Here is a 15,800-nt window from a genome sequence, read left to right as displayed (position 1 = left end):
TCTTCGAGGTTACGAATAGAAATTTAATGAAGCTAAACAAGGCATGTCGATGCGGGTTTAGTGAAGAAGAAATATATAAATGTGTGAATACAAGATTAGGATGGTATAGAAGAAGTGCGATGAATGTCGTAAATTTTACAATATCATCAAAAGTTTTAGGTATAAAGAAAAGAGACAAACTAGGTTTAGTCAATCCCCTCGATTACTATCTTAAGAGTTTGTGATAGCGATATAAATGTAGAGCCGTATACGAGACCCGTACATACGGTTCAATGGGAGGGACAATAGATCACTGAATTTATTCTTCTATTCTATTATTTGTTCGATTTTCGTTGTAATAAATTCAGTTGGGCAAAGGATTTTATTAGCTCGGCTTTTTTTACATCATTAAAATATTGATATTGATTTTAGATGGGAGATTTAAATTATTTTTTGTTATGGAAAATAAATAATGATGAAGATAGATACTAATATTGTTATAATTAGCTTGATTTGAACAATCTTATGATAAATTATATTGATTTAATCATTGCTTTATGACATAATAATGTGACTTAGTAAAAAGGAGTTTAATTAATGATATCTACACAAAATGTATCTTTACAATATGGTGATCGTGCCTTGTTTGAAAATGTAAGTGTTAAATTCACTGATGGTAATTGTTATGGAATCATCGGTGCTAATGGAGCTGGTAAGAGTACTTTTTTAAAAATTTTAGCTGGAGAAATTGAGCCTAATAAAGGTGAAGTAATTTTAGAACCACATAAACGTTTATCGGTCTTGAAGCAAGATCATTTTGCTTATGATGAAAATGGTGTTGTAGAAACTGTTATCATGGGTAATAAACGTCTTTATGAAATTATGCAAGAAAAAGAAGTATTATATTCTAAACCTGATTTCAATGATGAAGACGGAATCAAGTTAGCTGAACTTGAAGGTGAATTCGCAGAAATGGATGGATGGAATGCCGAAGTAGATGCAGAAATCATGCTTAATGGTTTAGGGATTGGTGAAGAGTTACATAATTTAAAAATGAAAGAATTAGATGGAAACCAAAAAGTAAAAGTTTTGCTTGCTCAGGCATTATTTGGGAATCCTGATGTTTTATTATTAGATGAACCAACTAACCACCTTGATCTAGACAGTATTCGCTGGTTAGAAAACTTCTTATTGAATTTTAAAAATACTGTTATTGTTGTCAGCCATGACCGTTATTTCTTAAACAAAGTTTGTACACATATTGCTGATATTGATTACTCGCGAATTCAATTATATGTTGGTAATTACGATTTTTGGTATGAATATAGCCAATTACAATTACAACAAGCTAAAGAAGTAAATAAAAAGGCAGAGGCTAAGAAAAAAGAATTGGAAGAATTCATTGCGCGGTTCAGTGCTAATGCTTCTAAAGCTAAGCAGGCAACTTCAAGAAAAAAATTATTAGATAACTTAGAAATGGTTGATATTAAGCCTTCTCTTCGTCGTTATCCGTTTATCGCTTTTAAACCAGGTCGAGAAGTTGGAAATATTGTTTTAAAAGTAGAAGGATTATCAAAAACAGTTGATGGTATTAAATTATTAAATAATGTTAGTTTCTCAATTAATCCTAAAGAAAAAGTAGCTTTCGTCGGCGATGTTAAAGCAACAGAGACATTCTTTAAAATCATTATGGGTGAAATTGAACCGGATGAAGGAACTTTCCAATGGGGAGTAACGACGTCACAATCATATTTTCCTAAAGATAATTCCGAGTTTTTTAATAACTGTGATTTAACTTTAGTAGACTGGTTGCGTCAATTCTCGGTTAAAGATGAATATGAGCAAGATCTTCGGGGCTGGCTAGGAAGAATGTTGTTTTCTGGTGAAGAAGCGCTAAAAAAAGCTTCGGTATTATCAGGAGGCGAAAAGGTTCGTTGTATGCTGGCTAAGATGATGATGGCCGAAGCTAATGTTTTAGTTTTAGATGAACCAACTAATCACCTTGATTTGGAATCAATTCAAGCCCTAAACCAAGGACTTATTAATTTTAAGGAGAATATTTTATTTACCAGCCATGACCATCAGTTTGTTCAAACAATTGCTGATCGAATTATTGAATTTAATGAAAATGGTATTTTAGATCGTTTATCAACATATGATGAATATTTAGAATATAAAGAAAATAACAAGTAGATACTAGGTATCTACTTGTTATTTTGTGTATAATATAGACAATAGGGATTTCAGGAGGAAAATTATGAATAATACAATTAAGCAGTTATTTGAGCGTAAATCGGTTCGTGTATATCAAGATAAACCAATTGAGGCTAAAGAAAAACAATTAATTTTTAATGCAGCCATTCAGGCTCCGACTGCAGGGAATATGACATTATATTCGATTATTGATATACAAGATCAGGCTATTAAAGAAAAATTAGCGAAGACGTGTGATAATCAGCCGTTTATTGCAAAAGCACCCCTAGTTTTAATCTTTGTTGCTGATTATCAAAAATGGTATGATGCATTTAAATATTATCATGGTGAAGAACAGATGCGTTCGCCATCATATGGTGATTTTTTATTAGCATTTAGTGATACTTTGATTGCAGCTCAAAATGCCGTTGTTGCAGCTGAAAGTTTAGGAATAGGAAGTTGTTTTATCGGTGATATCATTGAGCAGTATGAAGTACATCGTGAATTATTAAATTTACCTCAATATACAGCTCCAGTGGGGATGCTTGTAATGGGTTATCCGACAGAACAGCAGCAACATCGAACTAAGCCTGCTCGTTTTGATTCTAAATATGTTGTTAGTGTTGATCGTTATGAAAAATTTGATGATGAAAAGTTAGTAAAAATGTTTGATGATCGAGCAGTTTTAGCTAATCGCAGCAGTGGGGGACGAAGTTTTGTCGATGATATTTATAATCGCAAATGGACTGATCCATTTATTGAAGAAATGTCTCGTTCATCTAAATTATGGATTGAACAATGGGGAAAAGAGGATGAAGAAAGCTAAGATGATTCTTAGCTTTTTATCGTTTATCAGCTCTTATAAAGATGATAAATAATTATTGAAAGATAGTTGACATTTGCTAATATTTGCATATAATATATAGCGTGCTATTTATTTTGGAGGTGGTAAAATGCCAAATAAAAAAATTGGATTTTTAATCAAACAAGTTTTTTATTTACATGAACAGCATTTAAATAAACAATTTAGTAAATTTGGATTAACTGCTTCACAGACATTTACATTAATTTATTTGTTTAAATCTCACGACAAAGGAATTAGTGTGAATCAAAAAGATATTGAAAAAGAATTAGATATTTCTAATCCTACAGTTACTGGAATTTTGAATCGTTTAGAAGTAAAGGGATTAATTACCCGGGTACCGTGTCGTCATGATGCTCGTGCTAAAAATATTGAAGTAACTGAAAAGGCCTTAGAACTGGATAAACAGCTACGGATTGTTTTCCAACAGTCTGATGAAAAATTAGTTGAATCATTATCAAAAGAAGAAATAGACAATTTACAAAGTTATTTGATTAAGATATTAAGAAGTAATTCTTAATATTTATTTTACTGTTATTCATAGCACGCTATTTAATTTTTAGGGAGGTATATAAATGTTAAAAACACTTTTAGCCCAAATAAAAGAGTATAAAAAAGATACGATCTTAACACCTGTACTTGTTGTGGTTGAAGTTATTTTGGAAGTTGTAATTCCACTTTTAATGGCGATGATCATTGATAAGGGAATAGAAGTTAGAGATATGAATATGGTTGTTAAATTAGGAATCATTACATTGCTCGCTTCCTTTATTTCTTTAGCGGCAGGAGGTTTGGCTGGTAAATATGCCGCTAAGGCCTCAACAGGTTTTGCTAAAAATCTAAGAAAGGCAATGTATTACAATATTCAAGATTTTTCTTTTGCTAATATTGATAAATATTCAACTGCTGGATTGGTTACAAGAATGATGACGGATGTTACTAATGTCCAAAATGCTTTTCAAATGTTAATAAGAGCTTGTATCCGTGCCCCATTGATGATGGTTAGTGCCATGATCATGGCTTTTACGATCAATGCTCAGATTGCTATGGTTTTTTTAGTGGCAATTATCTTTTTAGGAGTTCTTTTAGTTTTCTTTATGACTAGAGCTCATCCGTATTTTAAAAGAGTATTCAACACATATGATGATTTAAACGCTTCAGTTCAAGAAAATGTTAATGGAATTCGGGTTGTTAAAGCTTATGTTCGTGAAGAACATGAAGACGAGAAATTTAAAAAGACATCAACTTTGATTTATAAACTATTTGTAAAGGCAGAAAACTATTTAGTTTTTAATATGCCGCTAATGCAGTTAACTGTATATGGATGTATTATTGGAATTTCTTGGTTTGGAGCACACTTAATTGTCGGGGGAAATCTTACTACTGGAGAATTAACTAGTTTATTTACCTATGTAATGATGATTTTAATGAGTTTAATGATGTTTTCAATGGTATTTGTCATGGTAGTTATGTCAATTGCTTCAGCCCAACGTATTAGTGAAGTAATCAATGAAAAATCAACGCTGCATAATCCTGCTGAGCCTGATTATGAAATTAAAGATGGTTCAATTGATTTTAATAATGTTAATTTCTCATATTTTGATGATCAAGAAGAAATTAATTTACGTGATATCAATGTTCATATTAAATCTGGACAAACAATCGGGATTATTGGTGGAACCGGTAGTGCTAAATCAACTTTTGTTCAGCTTATTCCACGGTTATATGATGTAACTAAAGGAGAAGTTTTAGTTGGCGGTAAAGATGTTAGAAAATACGATTTGGAAACATTGCGAAATGAAGTTGCAATGGTATTACAAAAAAATGTTTTGTTTTCTGGAACAATTAAAGAAAACTTACGCTGGGGTAATAAAGAAGCTAGTGATGAAGAAATTGTGGAGGCTTGTAAATTAGCTCAGGCAGATGAGTTTATTCAACGTTTCCCAGATAAATATGATACCTATATAGAACAAGGCGGAACTAATGTTTCTGGAGGGCAAAAGCAAAGATTGTGTATTGCTCGTGCATTGCTAAAGAAACCCAAAATTTTAATTTTAGATGATTCAACTAGTGCAGTTGATACTAAAACAGATGCATTGATTCGTAGTGCGTTTAAAAAAGTTATCCCTGGAACAACAAAATTAATTATTGCTCAAAGAATTAGTTCAGTTGAAGATGCTGATTTAATCATTGTTTTAGATGATGGTCAGATCAGTGCTATGGGTACTAATGATGAACTATTGGAGTCTAGTGCAATTTATAAAGAAATTTATGAAACACAAAAGAAGGGAGGAACTTTAAGTGAGTAATAGTCGGGGAAAAACAATGAAAAGATTGTTTAAATTTGTTGTTAAAAGACATAAAAAGACCTGCTTTGCAATATTGTTATTAATCATTGTTAGTAGTATTGCTAGTGTTATGGGAACAATCTTTATCAAAAGCTTAATCGATGATTATATTACACCATATATTAATATGGCAAATCCTGATTTTGGACCGTTAACGAATGCGATTTTGAAAATGATTGCAATTTATGCAGTAGGAGTAATTGCTACTTTTAGTTATAATAAGCTCTTAATTAAAGTGACTCAGGGATCGTTAAAAGAAATTCGTGATACGATGTTTGAACATATGGAAAAATTACCGATTCGTTATTTTGATACTCATAACCATGGGGATATCATGTCAATCTATACTAATGATACTGATACTTTAAGACAGATGATTTCGCAAAGTGTACCTCAGGTTATTGTTTCAGCAACAACGATCGTTTGTGTTCTTGTTTCAATGATTGTAATGTCTATTCCAATGACGATAATTAGTGTTTTGATGGTTTGTGTAATGTTATTAGTTTCTAAACATGTAACTAATCGTAGTGGGCGGTATTTCTTTGCTCAACAAACTAATTTAGGTAAAGTTAATGGTTTTATTGAAGAAATGATGGAAGGACAAAAAGTTGTTAAAGTCTTCACTCATGAAGAAGAAGCTAAATTTGATTTTGATAAAGTCAATGAAGAATTATTTGAAAGTGCATATCAAGCAAATAAATATGCTAATATTTTAATGCCGTTAATTGGAAACTTAGGATACGTAAGTTATGTGTTAGTTGCGGTTGTAGGTGGTGTTCTTGCGATTAATGGCTATATGGATTTAACGGTAGGGACATTAGCTGCCTTTCTACAATTAAACCGCTCTTTTAATCAGCCAATTGGACAAATTTCTCAACAAATAAATATGGTGTTGATGGCATTGGCAGGTGCAGAAAGAATCTTTGCATTAATGGATGAAGAGGTTGAAGATGATCTTGGTCATGTTTCTTTAGTTAATGCTAAAGAAAATGCTGATGGTACATTATCTCCAGTTAAAGAACGTACTGGACTTTGGGCTTGGGAGCATAAGCGACCAGACGGTTCAATCGAATATGTCCGTTTAGCTGGTGATGTTCGTTTTCATGATGTTACATTTGGATATAATGAAAATAAGACAATTTTGTATGATATGAATTTATTTGCTAAACCTGGTGAAAAGCTTGCTTTTGTTGGAGCTACAGGAGCTGGTAAAACAACTATTACGAATTTGATCAACCGTTTTTATGATATTCAAAAAGGTTCAATAACTTATGATGGAATTGATATTAAATTAATTAAAAAGGCAGATTTGAGAAGATCGTTAGGAATCGTTTTGCAAGATACACATTTATTTACTGGTACAGTAATGGATAATATTCGTTATGGTAAACTTGATGCTACTGATGAGGAGTGTATAGAAGCTGCAAAACTAGCCAATGCTCATGAATTTATTATGCATTTAGAACATGGGTATCAAACTATTTTGAGTGGTGATGGTTCAAGTTTATCACAAGGACAATGTCAGCTGCTAGCTATTGCTCGGGCTGCGGTTGCTAATCCACCGGTATTGATCTTAGATGAAGCAACATCAAGTATTGATACGAGAACAGAAAGTATTGTTCAAAGTGGAATGGATAAACTGATGGAAGGACGAACAGTTTTTGTTATTGCTCATCGTTTATCAACAATTAAAAATTCTGATGCCATCATGGTACTTGATCAAGGAAGGATCATTGAACGTGGTGACCATGATAAATTGATTAAAGAAAAAGGAACTTATTATCAGTTATACACTGGTGGCTTAGAATTAGATTAAAAAAGCAGCTCGATTTGAGCTGCTTTTTTATGCATGTTTGACCCGATCTTTTTCTTCAGCAGCTTTAGCATCATTGAACCGATCTAAAGTACCTACTAAATATCCAGTGATTCGACGGATTCTTTCAAAACCCAAAGGATAAAAAGTATAATCTAAATCAACCTCATCACCGTCAATTTTAATTGATAATGATTTAAGTGTTTCATCAGGAAACTTTTTTTCTAAGTATTTGATATAAGCAATTATTTCTTCTTCGTCCATTTCACCGTTTTTAACTTCAACTGCAACGTTATTAATGTCTTCCATGGTTATCACCTCAATATCATTATAACGGTTTCTATTTTTACTAGCATTAAATATGCACTATTACCACCAATAACAAATTATCATGAAAATAAGAGTTGAAAGAATAATAGTTAATACGCGATTAACTCGTTTAAACATGTATCTCATACTATCACCATTATAATATATGTTTGATTTATTAATATTTAACATGAAATAATATGACAAATGTTAATTCCTTATTGAGAAGATAACTGTTATAATGACGCTGGTGATAAAATGAAAAAGAAAAAATTAATTTTATTTGACATGGATGGAACATTAATTGACTGGCGCCAGGGAATCGATAAGCCAACTAAACAAATGTTTGAAGCTTTTCAAAAATTACGCGAACATGGTTTTTTAGTAATGATTGCTTCAGGACGATTGTTACCTTTGATCACAGTACCTCTTCGAGGATTTGAATTTGATGGATATCTTTTAAGTGATGGAGCGCATGTTATTTTAAATGGTGAAGAGATTATTAAAGAGCCTTTAGATCATGGTGATGTTGAACGAACTATTTCATTAGCACGATCATTAACTTTAGAGTATGGTTTATTGTTTAAAGATGGGGCTTATTTACAAAAAGATGGGGTAATTGCACCATTTCTAAAAAAAGCTAACTTTGATATGAACAAAATTAATTATGAAAAATATGATGATCAGGTATTTAAATTATATATTCATTGTCAAAAGAAAAAACAAAATGAGATTATTGAACAATTTGGCTGTTTTAATTTAGCTTTTGAGGATGATTATGATCTGATTGAAATTAGAAATAAGTACCATTCTAAAGCAAGTGGGCTAAAGGCAATTTTAACACGCTTAGAAATTGAAACAGAAAACACATATTTTTTTGGTGATGGATTTAATGATGTGGAAATTTTTAATATGGTGGGGCATCCTTATGTGATGGAAAATGCGGCTCCTGAACTATATCAATATGGGACAATTTGTCAGCCGGTTGAAGCTGATGGAGCGTATTTGAAAGTAATGGAAATATTGGCTGAAGAGAACCTTTAAAATGTGCAAAGGTTCTTTTTTAAATAAATATAATCTTGGAATTGAAAAATATTAGTCAATTTGATAAAATCTTGTAAATACATGAAAAGGAGGGGAATTATGCAGCTGCATTTTACAAAAATGGAAGGCATTGGTAACGATTATATTTACTTTGATGGAATAAATCAGGAGATTCCCATGGATAAAGAATTTATCATGAAAATAAGTGATCGTCATTTCGGTATTGGAAGTGATGGAATGATCGTGATTTTACCATCGGATCAGTATGATTTTAAAATGCGAATGTTTAATCTAGATGGAAGTGAAGCAATGATGTGTGGAAATGGAATCCGCTGTTTTGCTAAATTTATCTATGATCATAAATTGAGTGATAAACATGTATTGAAAATTGAAACTAAATCAGGATTACGAACAGTAGAATTATTATTTGATGGCGATGAGTGTATTGGAGCAAAGGTTAATATGGGCAAACCCGTCCTAACTTGTCAAGATATTCCTTGTACATATGCTAAAGAGAAAATGATTGATGAACCGGTAGAAATTGGTGGGCGAGAATATCGTTTAACTACTATTTCAATGGGGAATCCTCATACTGTGACTTTTGTTTCTGATTTAGATACTTTGGATTTAAAAACAATAGGTCCTAAATTTGAGCACCATCAATTGTTTCCTGCATCTGTTAATACTGAATTTGTTCAAATCATTAACAAAAGTTATGTTAAGATGCGTGTTTGGGAACGCGGTTCGGGTGAAACTATGGCTTGTGGTACTGGTGCTTGTGCAGTTATGTATGCATGCTATTTAAATCATTATACGGATAGTAAGGTAACAGTGGAATTATTAGGTGGTTGTTTGGAAATTGAATATGTAGATGAAACGATCATGATGTCTGGACCTGCAGCAAATGTTTTTAATGGAACAATAGAGATATAGAAAAGGAGATAGATATGTTAAATAGTGCAGAAGAGATAATTAAATATATTGGTGATGCAAAAAAACAAACACCGGTAAAAGTTTATTTAAAAGGGAAAAACTTACCAGAAGCAACTGAATTTAAAATGTTTGGTGGAGAAGATAGTAAAGTATGTATTGGTGATTTAGAGGCTATTAAAGCTTATATGGAGGTAAATAAAGAGGTTATTGTTGATTCTTATTTAGAACAAGATCGTCGTAATAGTGCAATTCCAATGTTAGATATGACTAATATTAATGCTCGTATTGAACCTGGATGTTTTATTCGCGAACATGTAACGATTGGCGATAATGCTGTAATTATGATGGGTGCAGTTATAAATATTGGAGTCAAGATTGGTGAAGGAACTATGATCGATATGGGAGCTGTTTTAGGTGGTCGTGTAGAAGTTGGGAAACGTTGTCATGTTGGTGCTGGAGCAGTTTTAGCTGGAGTTATTGAACCACCTAGTGCTTCACCAGTAATATTAGAAGATGATGTATTGATTGGAGCTAATGCTGTAGTTATTGAAGGAGTACACATTGGTAAAGGTGCAGTTGTTGGTGCTGGTTCGATTGTTACAAGTGATGTTCCGGCAGGGGCTGTGGTAGTTGGAAATCCAGCTCGAATTATTAAAGAACAAAAAGATGAAACAACTGAAGGTAAAACTCAGTTAATGGATGATTTAAGAAAAATTTAGGAGATCAGTTATGGACGCTTTAAATGAAATTAAAAGATGGCGTCAGGAATTACATCAAATCCCTGAGCTAGGTTTACAAGAATTTAAGACTTCAAAATATCTTAAAGATGAATTAACTAAGATGGGATATGAACCAATTTCAATCTTGGATACAGGGGTTCTTGTTTATCTTGATAATCATCAAGATAAAACCTTGGCTTTTCGTAGTGATATGGATGCATTGAAAATATCCGAACAAACTAATTGTAGTTTTACATCATGTCATAATGGTTATATGCACGCATGTGGTCATGATGGTCATATGGCTGCTTTACTTGGATTAGCTAAAAAACTAAAAGAGCAGCCTTTAAAGTGGAAGCATAATATCTTATTGATATTTCAGCCGGCAGAAGAATCACCAGGTGGTGCAAAGTTAATTGTTGAAGCTGGGATTTTAAAGCAGTATAATGTAAGAGCAATATTTGGTTTACATTTAATGCCGACAATCGAAGCAGGAAAGATTGCTTGTCGACCGGGACCATTGATGGCTCAAAATGGTGAACTTGATGTGACAATAACTGGCAAAAGTGCTCATGCAGGGTTATATCATTTAGGAATTGATTCAATCATGATTGCTAGTCAAATAATTTGTCAATATCAAAGTATTATTTCTCGAGTAATAGCACCTGTTGAAAGCTGCGTAATTAATATTGGAGAAATTCAGGGGGGAACTGTGCGAAATATCGTTGCTGATCAAACAACTTTTAAAGGAACAGTTAGAACTTACAGCGAGACAGTTTTTAAAAAAATTACAGATACGATGGAGGCAATTAATCAAGGGATGGAGCAAACTTATGGCTGTACCATTGAATTTAGTTGCCCGCCAATGTATCCACCGGTTTTAAATGATTATGATCTATATCGGCAATTTGTTAGATTAACTGATGAGAATTATGAGGAATTAAAAGAGCCGTTAATGTTAGCTGAAGATTTTTCTTTCTATCAAAAAGAGGTACCAGGAATATTCTTTTATGTAGGAACTAAAACACCAAAATATTTTAGCGGTTTACACACAGAAACATTTAATTTTGATGAAGAAGTCTTGATGCAGGCAGTAGAATTATATTATCGTCTAGCAGATAAGATTAAATTGGGGGACTAAAAATGGATTATTTTGATAGAGCTAATAATGCTTTTATGAAAGCTTATGGTAGATTTGATGTTACTTTTGATCACGGTAATGGAGTTTATTTATATGATACAAACGGTAAAAAGTATTTGGATTTTTATTCTGGAATAGGTGTTAATTCATTTGGCTATGATTATCAGCTGTATACAGATGCAATGTGTCAACAGATGCACCGTTTAATGCACATATCAAATTATTTTAATAGTGTTGAAACAATTGAGGCTGCTGAAGCGGTAATTAAAGCAACACAACTTGATCAAGTATTTTTTACTAATAGTGGGACAGAAGCGACCGAAGGGGCGTTGAAGTTAGCGCGTAAATATTATTATGAAAAACATGGAAAGGCTGATAGTGAAATTATTAGTTTGAATCATTCTTTTCATGGCCGTTCTACAGGAGCGGTTACATTAACAGGAACTCCTGCATATCAAACTGCATTTGGACCATTAATTACGGGTGTAAAATATGGCGATATTAATGATTTGGATTCAGTGGCTAAGTTAATCACCCCAAGAACAGCTGCGATTATTTTAGAACCTGTTCAAGGGGAAGGGGGGATCCATGTTTGCACCCAAGAATTTATGAAGGGAATTCGACAATTATGTGATAAGCATGAGATTGTAATGATTCTTGATGAAGTTCAATGTGGGATGGGACGAACAGGAACGATCATGACATATTTCCAATATGGAATCATGCCTGATATTGTTTGTCTAGCTAAAGGAATTGGGGCTGGTTTCCCAATGGGAGCGTTTGTAGCAAATAAAAAAATCGGAGATGCTTTAAAACCTGGTGATCATGGATCTACTTATGGTGGTAACCCTATGGCTGGAAAAGCTTGTAAGACAGTCTTTAAGATTTTAGAAGAAACGCAAATGCTTGATCATGTTCAAGATGTCAGTGAATATTTGATTACTAAATTAGATGAACTAGTTGAAAAATATGATTTTATTAAGGAACGTCGCGGTTTAGGACTAATGCTTGGCTTAGAATTTGATCATCCAGTCAAACCATATATTCAAAAAGCTCTCGATAAAGGTCTAGTGTTGATTACTGCGGGAACAAATGTAATTAGAATGTTGCCGCCATTCATCATTGAAGAAAAAGATGTTGATGAGATGATTAGTATATTTACTGAAGTTATTGATGAAATTAATAGTTAATCTTTACTTTTAAAAGATAGAAAAAAGGAATTGTTTAAGATAACATTGCAATAGTAATGTTATCTTTTGTTTTACATCATCATAATTTAGCACTATACTATAGGGAAGGTGATATGATGAAAAAAGGAATGTTGTTGAAGCTTTTTGTAACAAATCTTTATTTAAGTGCTTTTACATTTGGCGGTGGCTATGTAATTGTGACATTGATGAAGAAAAAATATGTTGATGAGTTCAACTGGATCGATGAAAAAGAAATGCTTGACTTGATTGCCATTGCCCAATCTGCCCCAGGGGCAATTGCGGTAAATGGTGCAATTGTAGTTGGTTTTAAATTAGCGGGAATCAAAGGTGCGATAGTTTCTATTTTAGCGACGATTTTGCCACCGTTTGTAATTTTATCATTAGTGTCAGTGTTTTATGAAATTTTTAAAAGCAATGAGATAATTGCCTTAATGCTTTCTGGAATGCAGGCTGGAGTTGGGGCAGTAATTGCTTCAGTTGCTTATGATATGGCAGTAGGGGTTGTTAAAGAAAAAGAAATCTTACCAATTATAATTATGGTATGTGCTTTTATTGCAACATATCTTTTTAATGTAAATGTTATTTACGTAATCTTAAGTTGTGGATTTATTGGAATTATACAAAATATGGTAAGCAGATGGAGGGAAAGACAATGAAACTTTTAACTTTGTTTTCCAGTTTTCTTCAAATTGGTGCATTTAGTTTTGGAGGAGGATATGCTGCTTTACCGCTGATTCAGCATCAAGTAGTTGATTTATATCATTGGTTGACGATGAATGAGTTAACAGATTTAATAACGATATCCCAGATGACACCTGGACCGATTGCAATTAATGCGGCAACATTTGTTGGATTAAAGATAGATAGTTTTTATGGGGCTATAGTAGCGACATTGGGATGCATTTTACCTTCATGTATTATTGTATCGCTGATTGCTTATATTTATTTAAAATATCAGCAAATGTCAATTATTCAAAATATTTTAAAATATATTCGTCCGGCTGTAGTGTCGCTGATTGCAGTTTCAGGACTATTGATTATTGTTAGCTGTTTTTTTGGAGATACAGTAAACTTTGCAAATTTGAAATTTGGTTCTGTAGCCATATTTATAGTTGCTCTGGTTTTATTAAGGAAACAGAAAATGAACCCGATTACAGTGATGGTAATAGCTGGAATCATACAGATTGGTTTATATTATATAGGAATTAGTTAAGGTAGAGAGAGTTTTTCTTTTTGCCTTTTTCTTTTCAATCCCAGATATTTCGGTGTATAATTAAAATTAAGGAGGATAATGGTAATGTACAAGCGAATACTAGTGGTAGTCACTGTATTATCATGTCTTCTTACTGGATGTTCAAGTGATAATAACAGTAATCAAGAATACCCAAGTGATTATCCAACATCAAAAAGTTATACAGTTGATGAGATTCTTTATCCTGAAGCATCAGGGGCACTGGTTTTAGATAGTGATGTAGCGAAGGTTGATTATTCTAATACTAATCAAGGATATGTAATGGCCTTTTTAAAACCAGGTGTTAGTAAACGAATAAAAATTCAAATTAGTAAAGATGAACAAAAACTAAATTATGATTTAACGGATGAACAAGGAGTGAGTTATCCACTCCAGTTGGGAAATGGAAAATATTTGATTAAAATTTTAGAAAATATTGAGGGTACCCAATATGCAATTAAAAAAAGTGTGGAAGTTGATGTTATTTTAGATAACGAACTGCTCCCCTTTTTATATCCTAATATCTTGGTTAATTATAAACCGGGTGATGCGATTACGACGTTAGCTATTGATGAAGTGAAGGATGAAGATAATGATTTAAAACGAATAAAAAAAGTCTATGAATTTGTGGCTAATTATATAAACTATGACGATGATAAAGTAGCTTTAGCAAAACAGCAGTATTTGATTCCAAATTTAGATGAAATAATTAACAATAAAAAGGGCATATGTTTTGATTATGCTTCAATGATGACGGCAATGTTAAGAATCAATCATATTCCAGCCCGACTGATTTGTGGGGGGACTGATAAAGATGAATATCATTCTTGGTTAGAAGTTTATGTTAAAGGGCAGGGTTGGGTCAATCCGGATATTTTTATGGATAAAGATACATGGACGATTATGGATCCGACTTTCGCAAGCACTAAGTATGATTATGAGGGAAAATACGTTGAAACAGCACGTTATTAAGGAGAAAAACGATGAAATTGACGATGAGTGAAAAATATATGTTTTGTAACCAGATGGCAATGATCTTAGAATCGGGATTTAGTCTTAATCAAGGGGTTACGATGGTATATGAAGAAATGGATGATAAAAACATTAAAGGGGTTCTTCAAGAAGTTGCTAAATATTTAGATGAACAAGTAAGTTTTAGTGAAGCAATCGATCTAACTAAAGCTTTTGATGACTATATGGTTAATTTAGTCAAAGTGGGTGAAACGAGCGGTAATTTAGATGATGTTATGCAATCATTAAGTGAATATTATGCTCGAATTGATGATATAACAAATAAACTGAAACAGGCTTTAACTTATCCAATCATTTTAATTATTATGATGGTGGTGGTTGTAGGAATCATTGTATTTAAAGTATTACCAATTTTTAAAGATGTTTTAAATGGACTAGGCAGTGATTTATCATCGTATGCTAATAGTTTTATGGAATTTGGTCAAATTTTTTCATTGATATGTTTTGCGGTCTTGTTAGTGCTGGTGATAGTAATTATTGCTGGATATTTATATCAGCGCGTTACCCATGTAAATGTCTTGTCAAACGTAGTGCAGAAATCTTTTTTAACAAGGAAATTGTCAAGAGCATTAAATAAAGCTCAAATTACTTATGCTTTGTCATTGTTTATTTCTAGTGGTTATGATTTACAAGAGGCAATGAAGTTTGTACCAAAATTAGTTGATGATAAACAGCTTAGGGCTAATTTAGAAAAATGCAATGAAGATCTCATAAATGGTGATAGTTTCGTTGAAGTTATCAAAAAATATCAAATTTATCAAGGAATGCAGTTAAATATGATTCAGGTCGGTTTTAAAACTGGACAGGTTGATATAATCATGAAACAATTATCAAATAGTTTTCAAGAAGAAGTTAGTCGTGCGATAGACCAATTTTTAAATATCATAGAACCAACGATTGTAACTTTGTTATCTTTAGTAGTGGGAATAGTCTTGATGTCGGTAATGTTGCCATTAATTAGTATCATGTCCTCTTTATAGGAGGT

Annotated in this window: 15 protein-coding genes; 14 read left to right on the top strand and 1 reads right to left on the bottom strand. The window is 32.5% G+C overall.

Going from position 1 to position 15,800, the window contains the following annotated elements:
* Positions 1 to 576: 576 nt before the first annotated feature.
* From EYR00_RS10620 to EYR00_RS10600, 5 genes are all read left to right on the top strand, one after another.
* Positions 577 to 2,172, top strand: coding sequence for an ABC-F family ATP-binding cassette domain-containing protein (locus tag EYR00_RS10620; protein WP_003536340.1), 1,596 nt, complete (start codon positions 577 to 579; stop codon positions 2,170 to 2,172).
* A 64-nt stretch (positions 2,173 to 2,236) separates the two neighbouring features.
* Positions 2,237 to 2,998 (top strand): nitroreductase family protein, encoded by a 762-nt coding sequence (locus EYR00_RS10615; RefSeq protein ID WP_003536342.1) that lies wholly within the window; start codon positions 2,237 to 2,239, stop codon positions 2,996 to 2,998.
* Positions 2,999 to 3,125: 127 nt separating this feature from the next.
* The gene (locus EYR00_RS10610; protein WP_003536344.1) at positions 3,126 to 3,554 is read left to right on the top strand and encodes a MarR family winged helix-turn-helix transcriptional regulator; all 429 of its coding nucleotides are present in this window, start codon (positions 3,126 to 3,128) and stop codon (positions 3,552 to 3,554) included.
* Between the two features lie 55 nt (positions 3,555 to 3,609).
* Positions 3,610 to 5,343, top strand: coding sequence for an ABC transporter ATP-binding protein (locus EYR00_RS10605; RefSeq protein WP_003536346.1), 1,734 nt, complete (start codon positions 3,610 to 3,612; stop codon positions 5,341 to 5,343).
* Positions 5,336 to 7,198 carry an ABC transporter ATP-binding protein gene (locus EYR00_RS10600; RefSeq protein WP_003536348.1) on the top strand — a complete coding sequence of 621 codons (1,863 nt, stop codon included), beginning with the start codon at positions 5,336 to 5,338 and terminating at the stop codon, positions 7,196 to 7,198. The genes EYR00_RS10605 and EYR00_RS10600 overlap by 8 nt, the downstream gene beginning before the upstream one ends.
* Before the next feature lie 27 nt (positions 7,199 to 7,225).
* Here EYR00_RS10600 and nrdD read toward each other — a convergent pair whose 3' ends face one another.
* A complete protein-coding gene (gene nrdD / locus EYR00_RS16160; protein WP_003536351.1) occupies positions 7,226 to 7,504 on the bottom strand; it encodes an anaerobic ribonucleoside-triphosphate reductase in 279 nt (92 codons plus the stop codon).
* A gap of 258 nt (positions 7,505 to 7,762) precedes the next feature.
* On the opposite strand from nrdD, the gene EYR00_RS10590 reads away from it, so the two are divergent.
* From EYR00_RS10590 to EYR00_RS10550, 9 genes are all read left to right on the top strand, one after another.
* On the top strand, positions 7,763 to 8,548 hold the full coding sequence (locus EYR00_RS10590) for an HAD family hydrolase (protein ID WP_003536353.1): 786 nt from the start codon (positions 7,763 to 7,765) through the stop codon (positions 8,546 to 8,548).
* A gap of 99 nt (positions 8,549 to 8,647) precedes the next feature.
* On the top strand, positions 8,648 to 9,481 hold the full coding sequence (dapF, locus tag EYR00_RS10585) for a diaminopimelate epimerase (RefSeq protein WP_008791368.1): 834 nt from the start codon (positions 8,648 to 8,650) through the stop codon (positions 9,479 to 9,481).
* Between the two features lie 14 nt (positions 9,482 to 9,495).
* Complete coding sequence (gene dapD / locus EYR00_RS10580; RefSeq protein WP_003536358.1) at positions 9,496 to 10,200, top strand: 2,3,4,5-tetrahydropyridine-2,6-dicarboxylate N-acetyltransferase; 705 nt, start codon at positions 9,496 to 9,498, stop codon at positions 10,198 to 10,200.
* Positions 10,201 to 10,210: 10 nt separating this feature from the next.
* Positions 10,211 to 11,341, top strand: a complete 1,131-nt coding sequence (locus EYR00_RS10575; RefSeq protein WP_003536360.1) for a M20 metallopeptidase family protein — start codon at positions 10,211 to 10,213, stop codon at positions 11,339 to 11,341.
* Positions 11,342 to 11,343: 2 nt separating this feature from the next.
* Positions 11,344 to 12,531 (top strand): aspartate aminotransferase family protein, encoded by a 1,188-nt coding sequence (locus tag EYR00_RS10570; protein WP_003536362.1) that lies wholly within the window; start codon positions 11,344 to 11,346, stop codon positions 12,529 to 12,531.
* A 113-nt stretch (positions 12,532 to 12,644) separates the two neighbouring features.
* Positions 12,645 to 13,208: a chromate transporter gene (locus tag EYR00_RS10565; RefSeq protein WP_009009190.1), complete on the top strand. Its 564-nt coding sequence runs from the start codon at positions 12,645 to 12,647 to the stop codon at positions 13,206 to 13,208.
* Positions 13,205 to 13,765: a chromate transporter gene (locus EYR00_RS10560; RefSeq protein ID WP_040434199.1), complete on the top strand. Its 561-nt coding sequence runs from the start codon at positions 13,205 to 13,207 to the stop codon at positions 13,763 to 13,765. The genes EYR00_RS10565 and EYR00_RS10560 overlap by 4 nt, the downstream gene beginning before the upstream one ends.
* Positions 13,766 to 13,849: 84 nt before the next feature.
* Positions 13,850 to 14,755, top strand: a complete 906-nt coding sequence (locus EYR00_RS10555; protein ID WP_008791371.1) for a transglutaminase-like domain-containing protein — start codon at positions 13,850 to 13,852, stop codon at positions 14,753 to 14,755.
* Positions 14,756 to 14,766: 11 nt separating this feature from the next.
* On the top strand, positions 14,767 to 15,795 hold the full coding sequence (locus tag EYR00_RS10550; RefSeq protein WP_003536373.1) for a type II secretion system F family protein: 1,029 nt from the start codon (positions 14,767 to 14,769) through the stop codon (positions 15,793 to 15,795).
* Positions 15,796 to 15,800: the final 5 nt, after the last annotated feature.

It is taken from the genome of Thomasclavelia ramosa DSM 1402 (assembly GCF_014131695.1).
Classification (GTDB): Bacteria; Bacillota_I; Bacilli_A; order Erysipelotrichales; family Coprobacillaceae; genus Thomasclavelia; species Thomasclavelia ramosa.
Note: the sequence above shows the minus strand (reverse complement) of the source record. Positions and strands in the feature narration are given on the sequence as shown.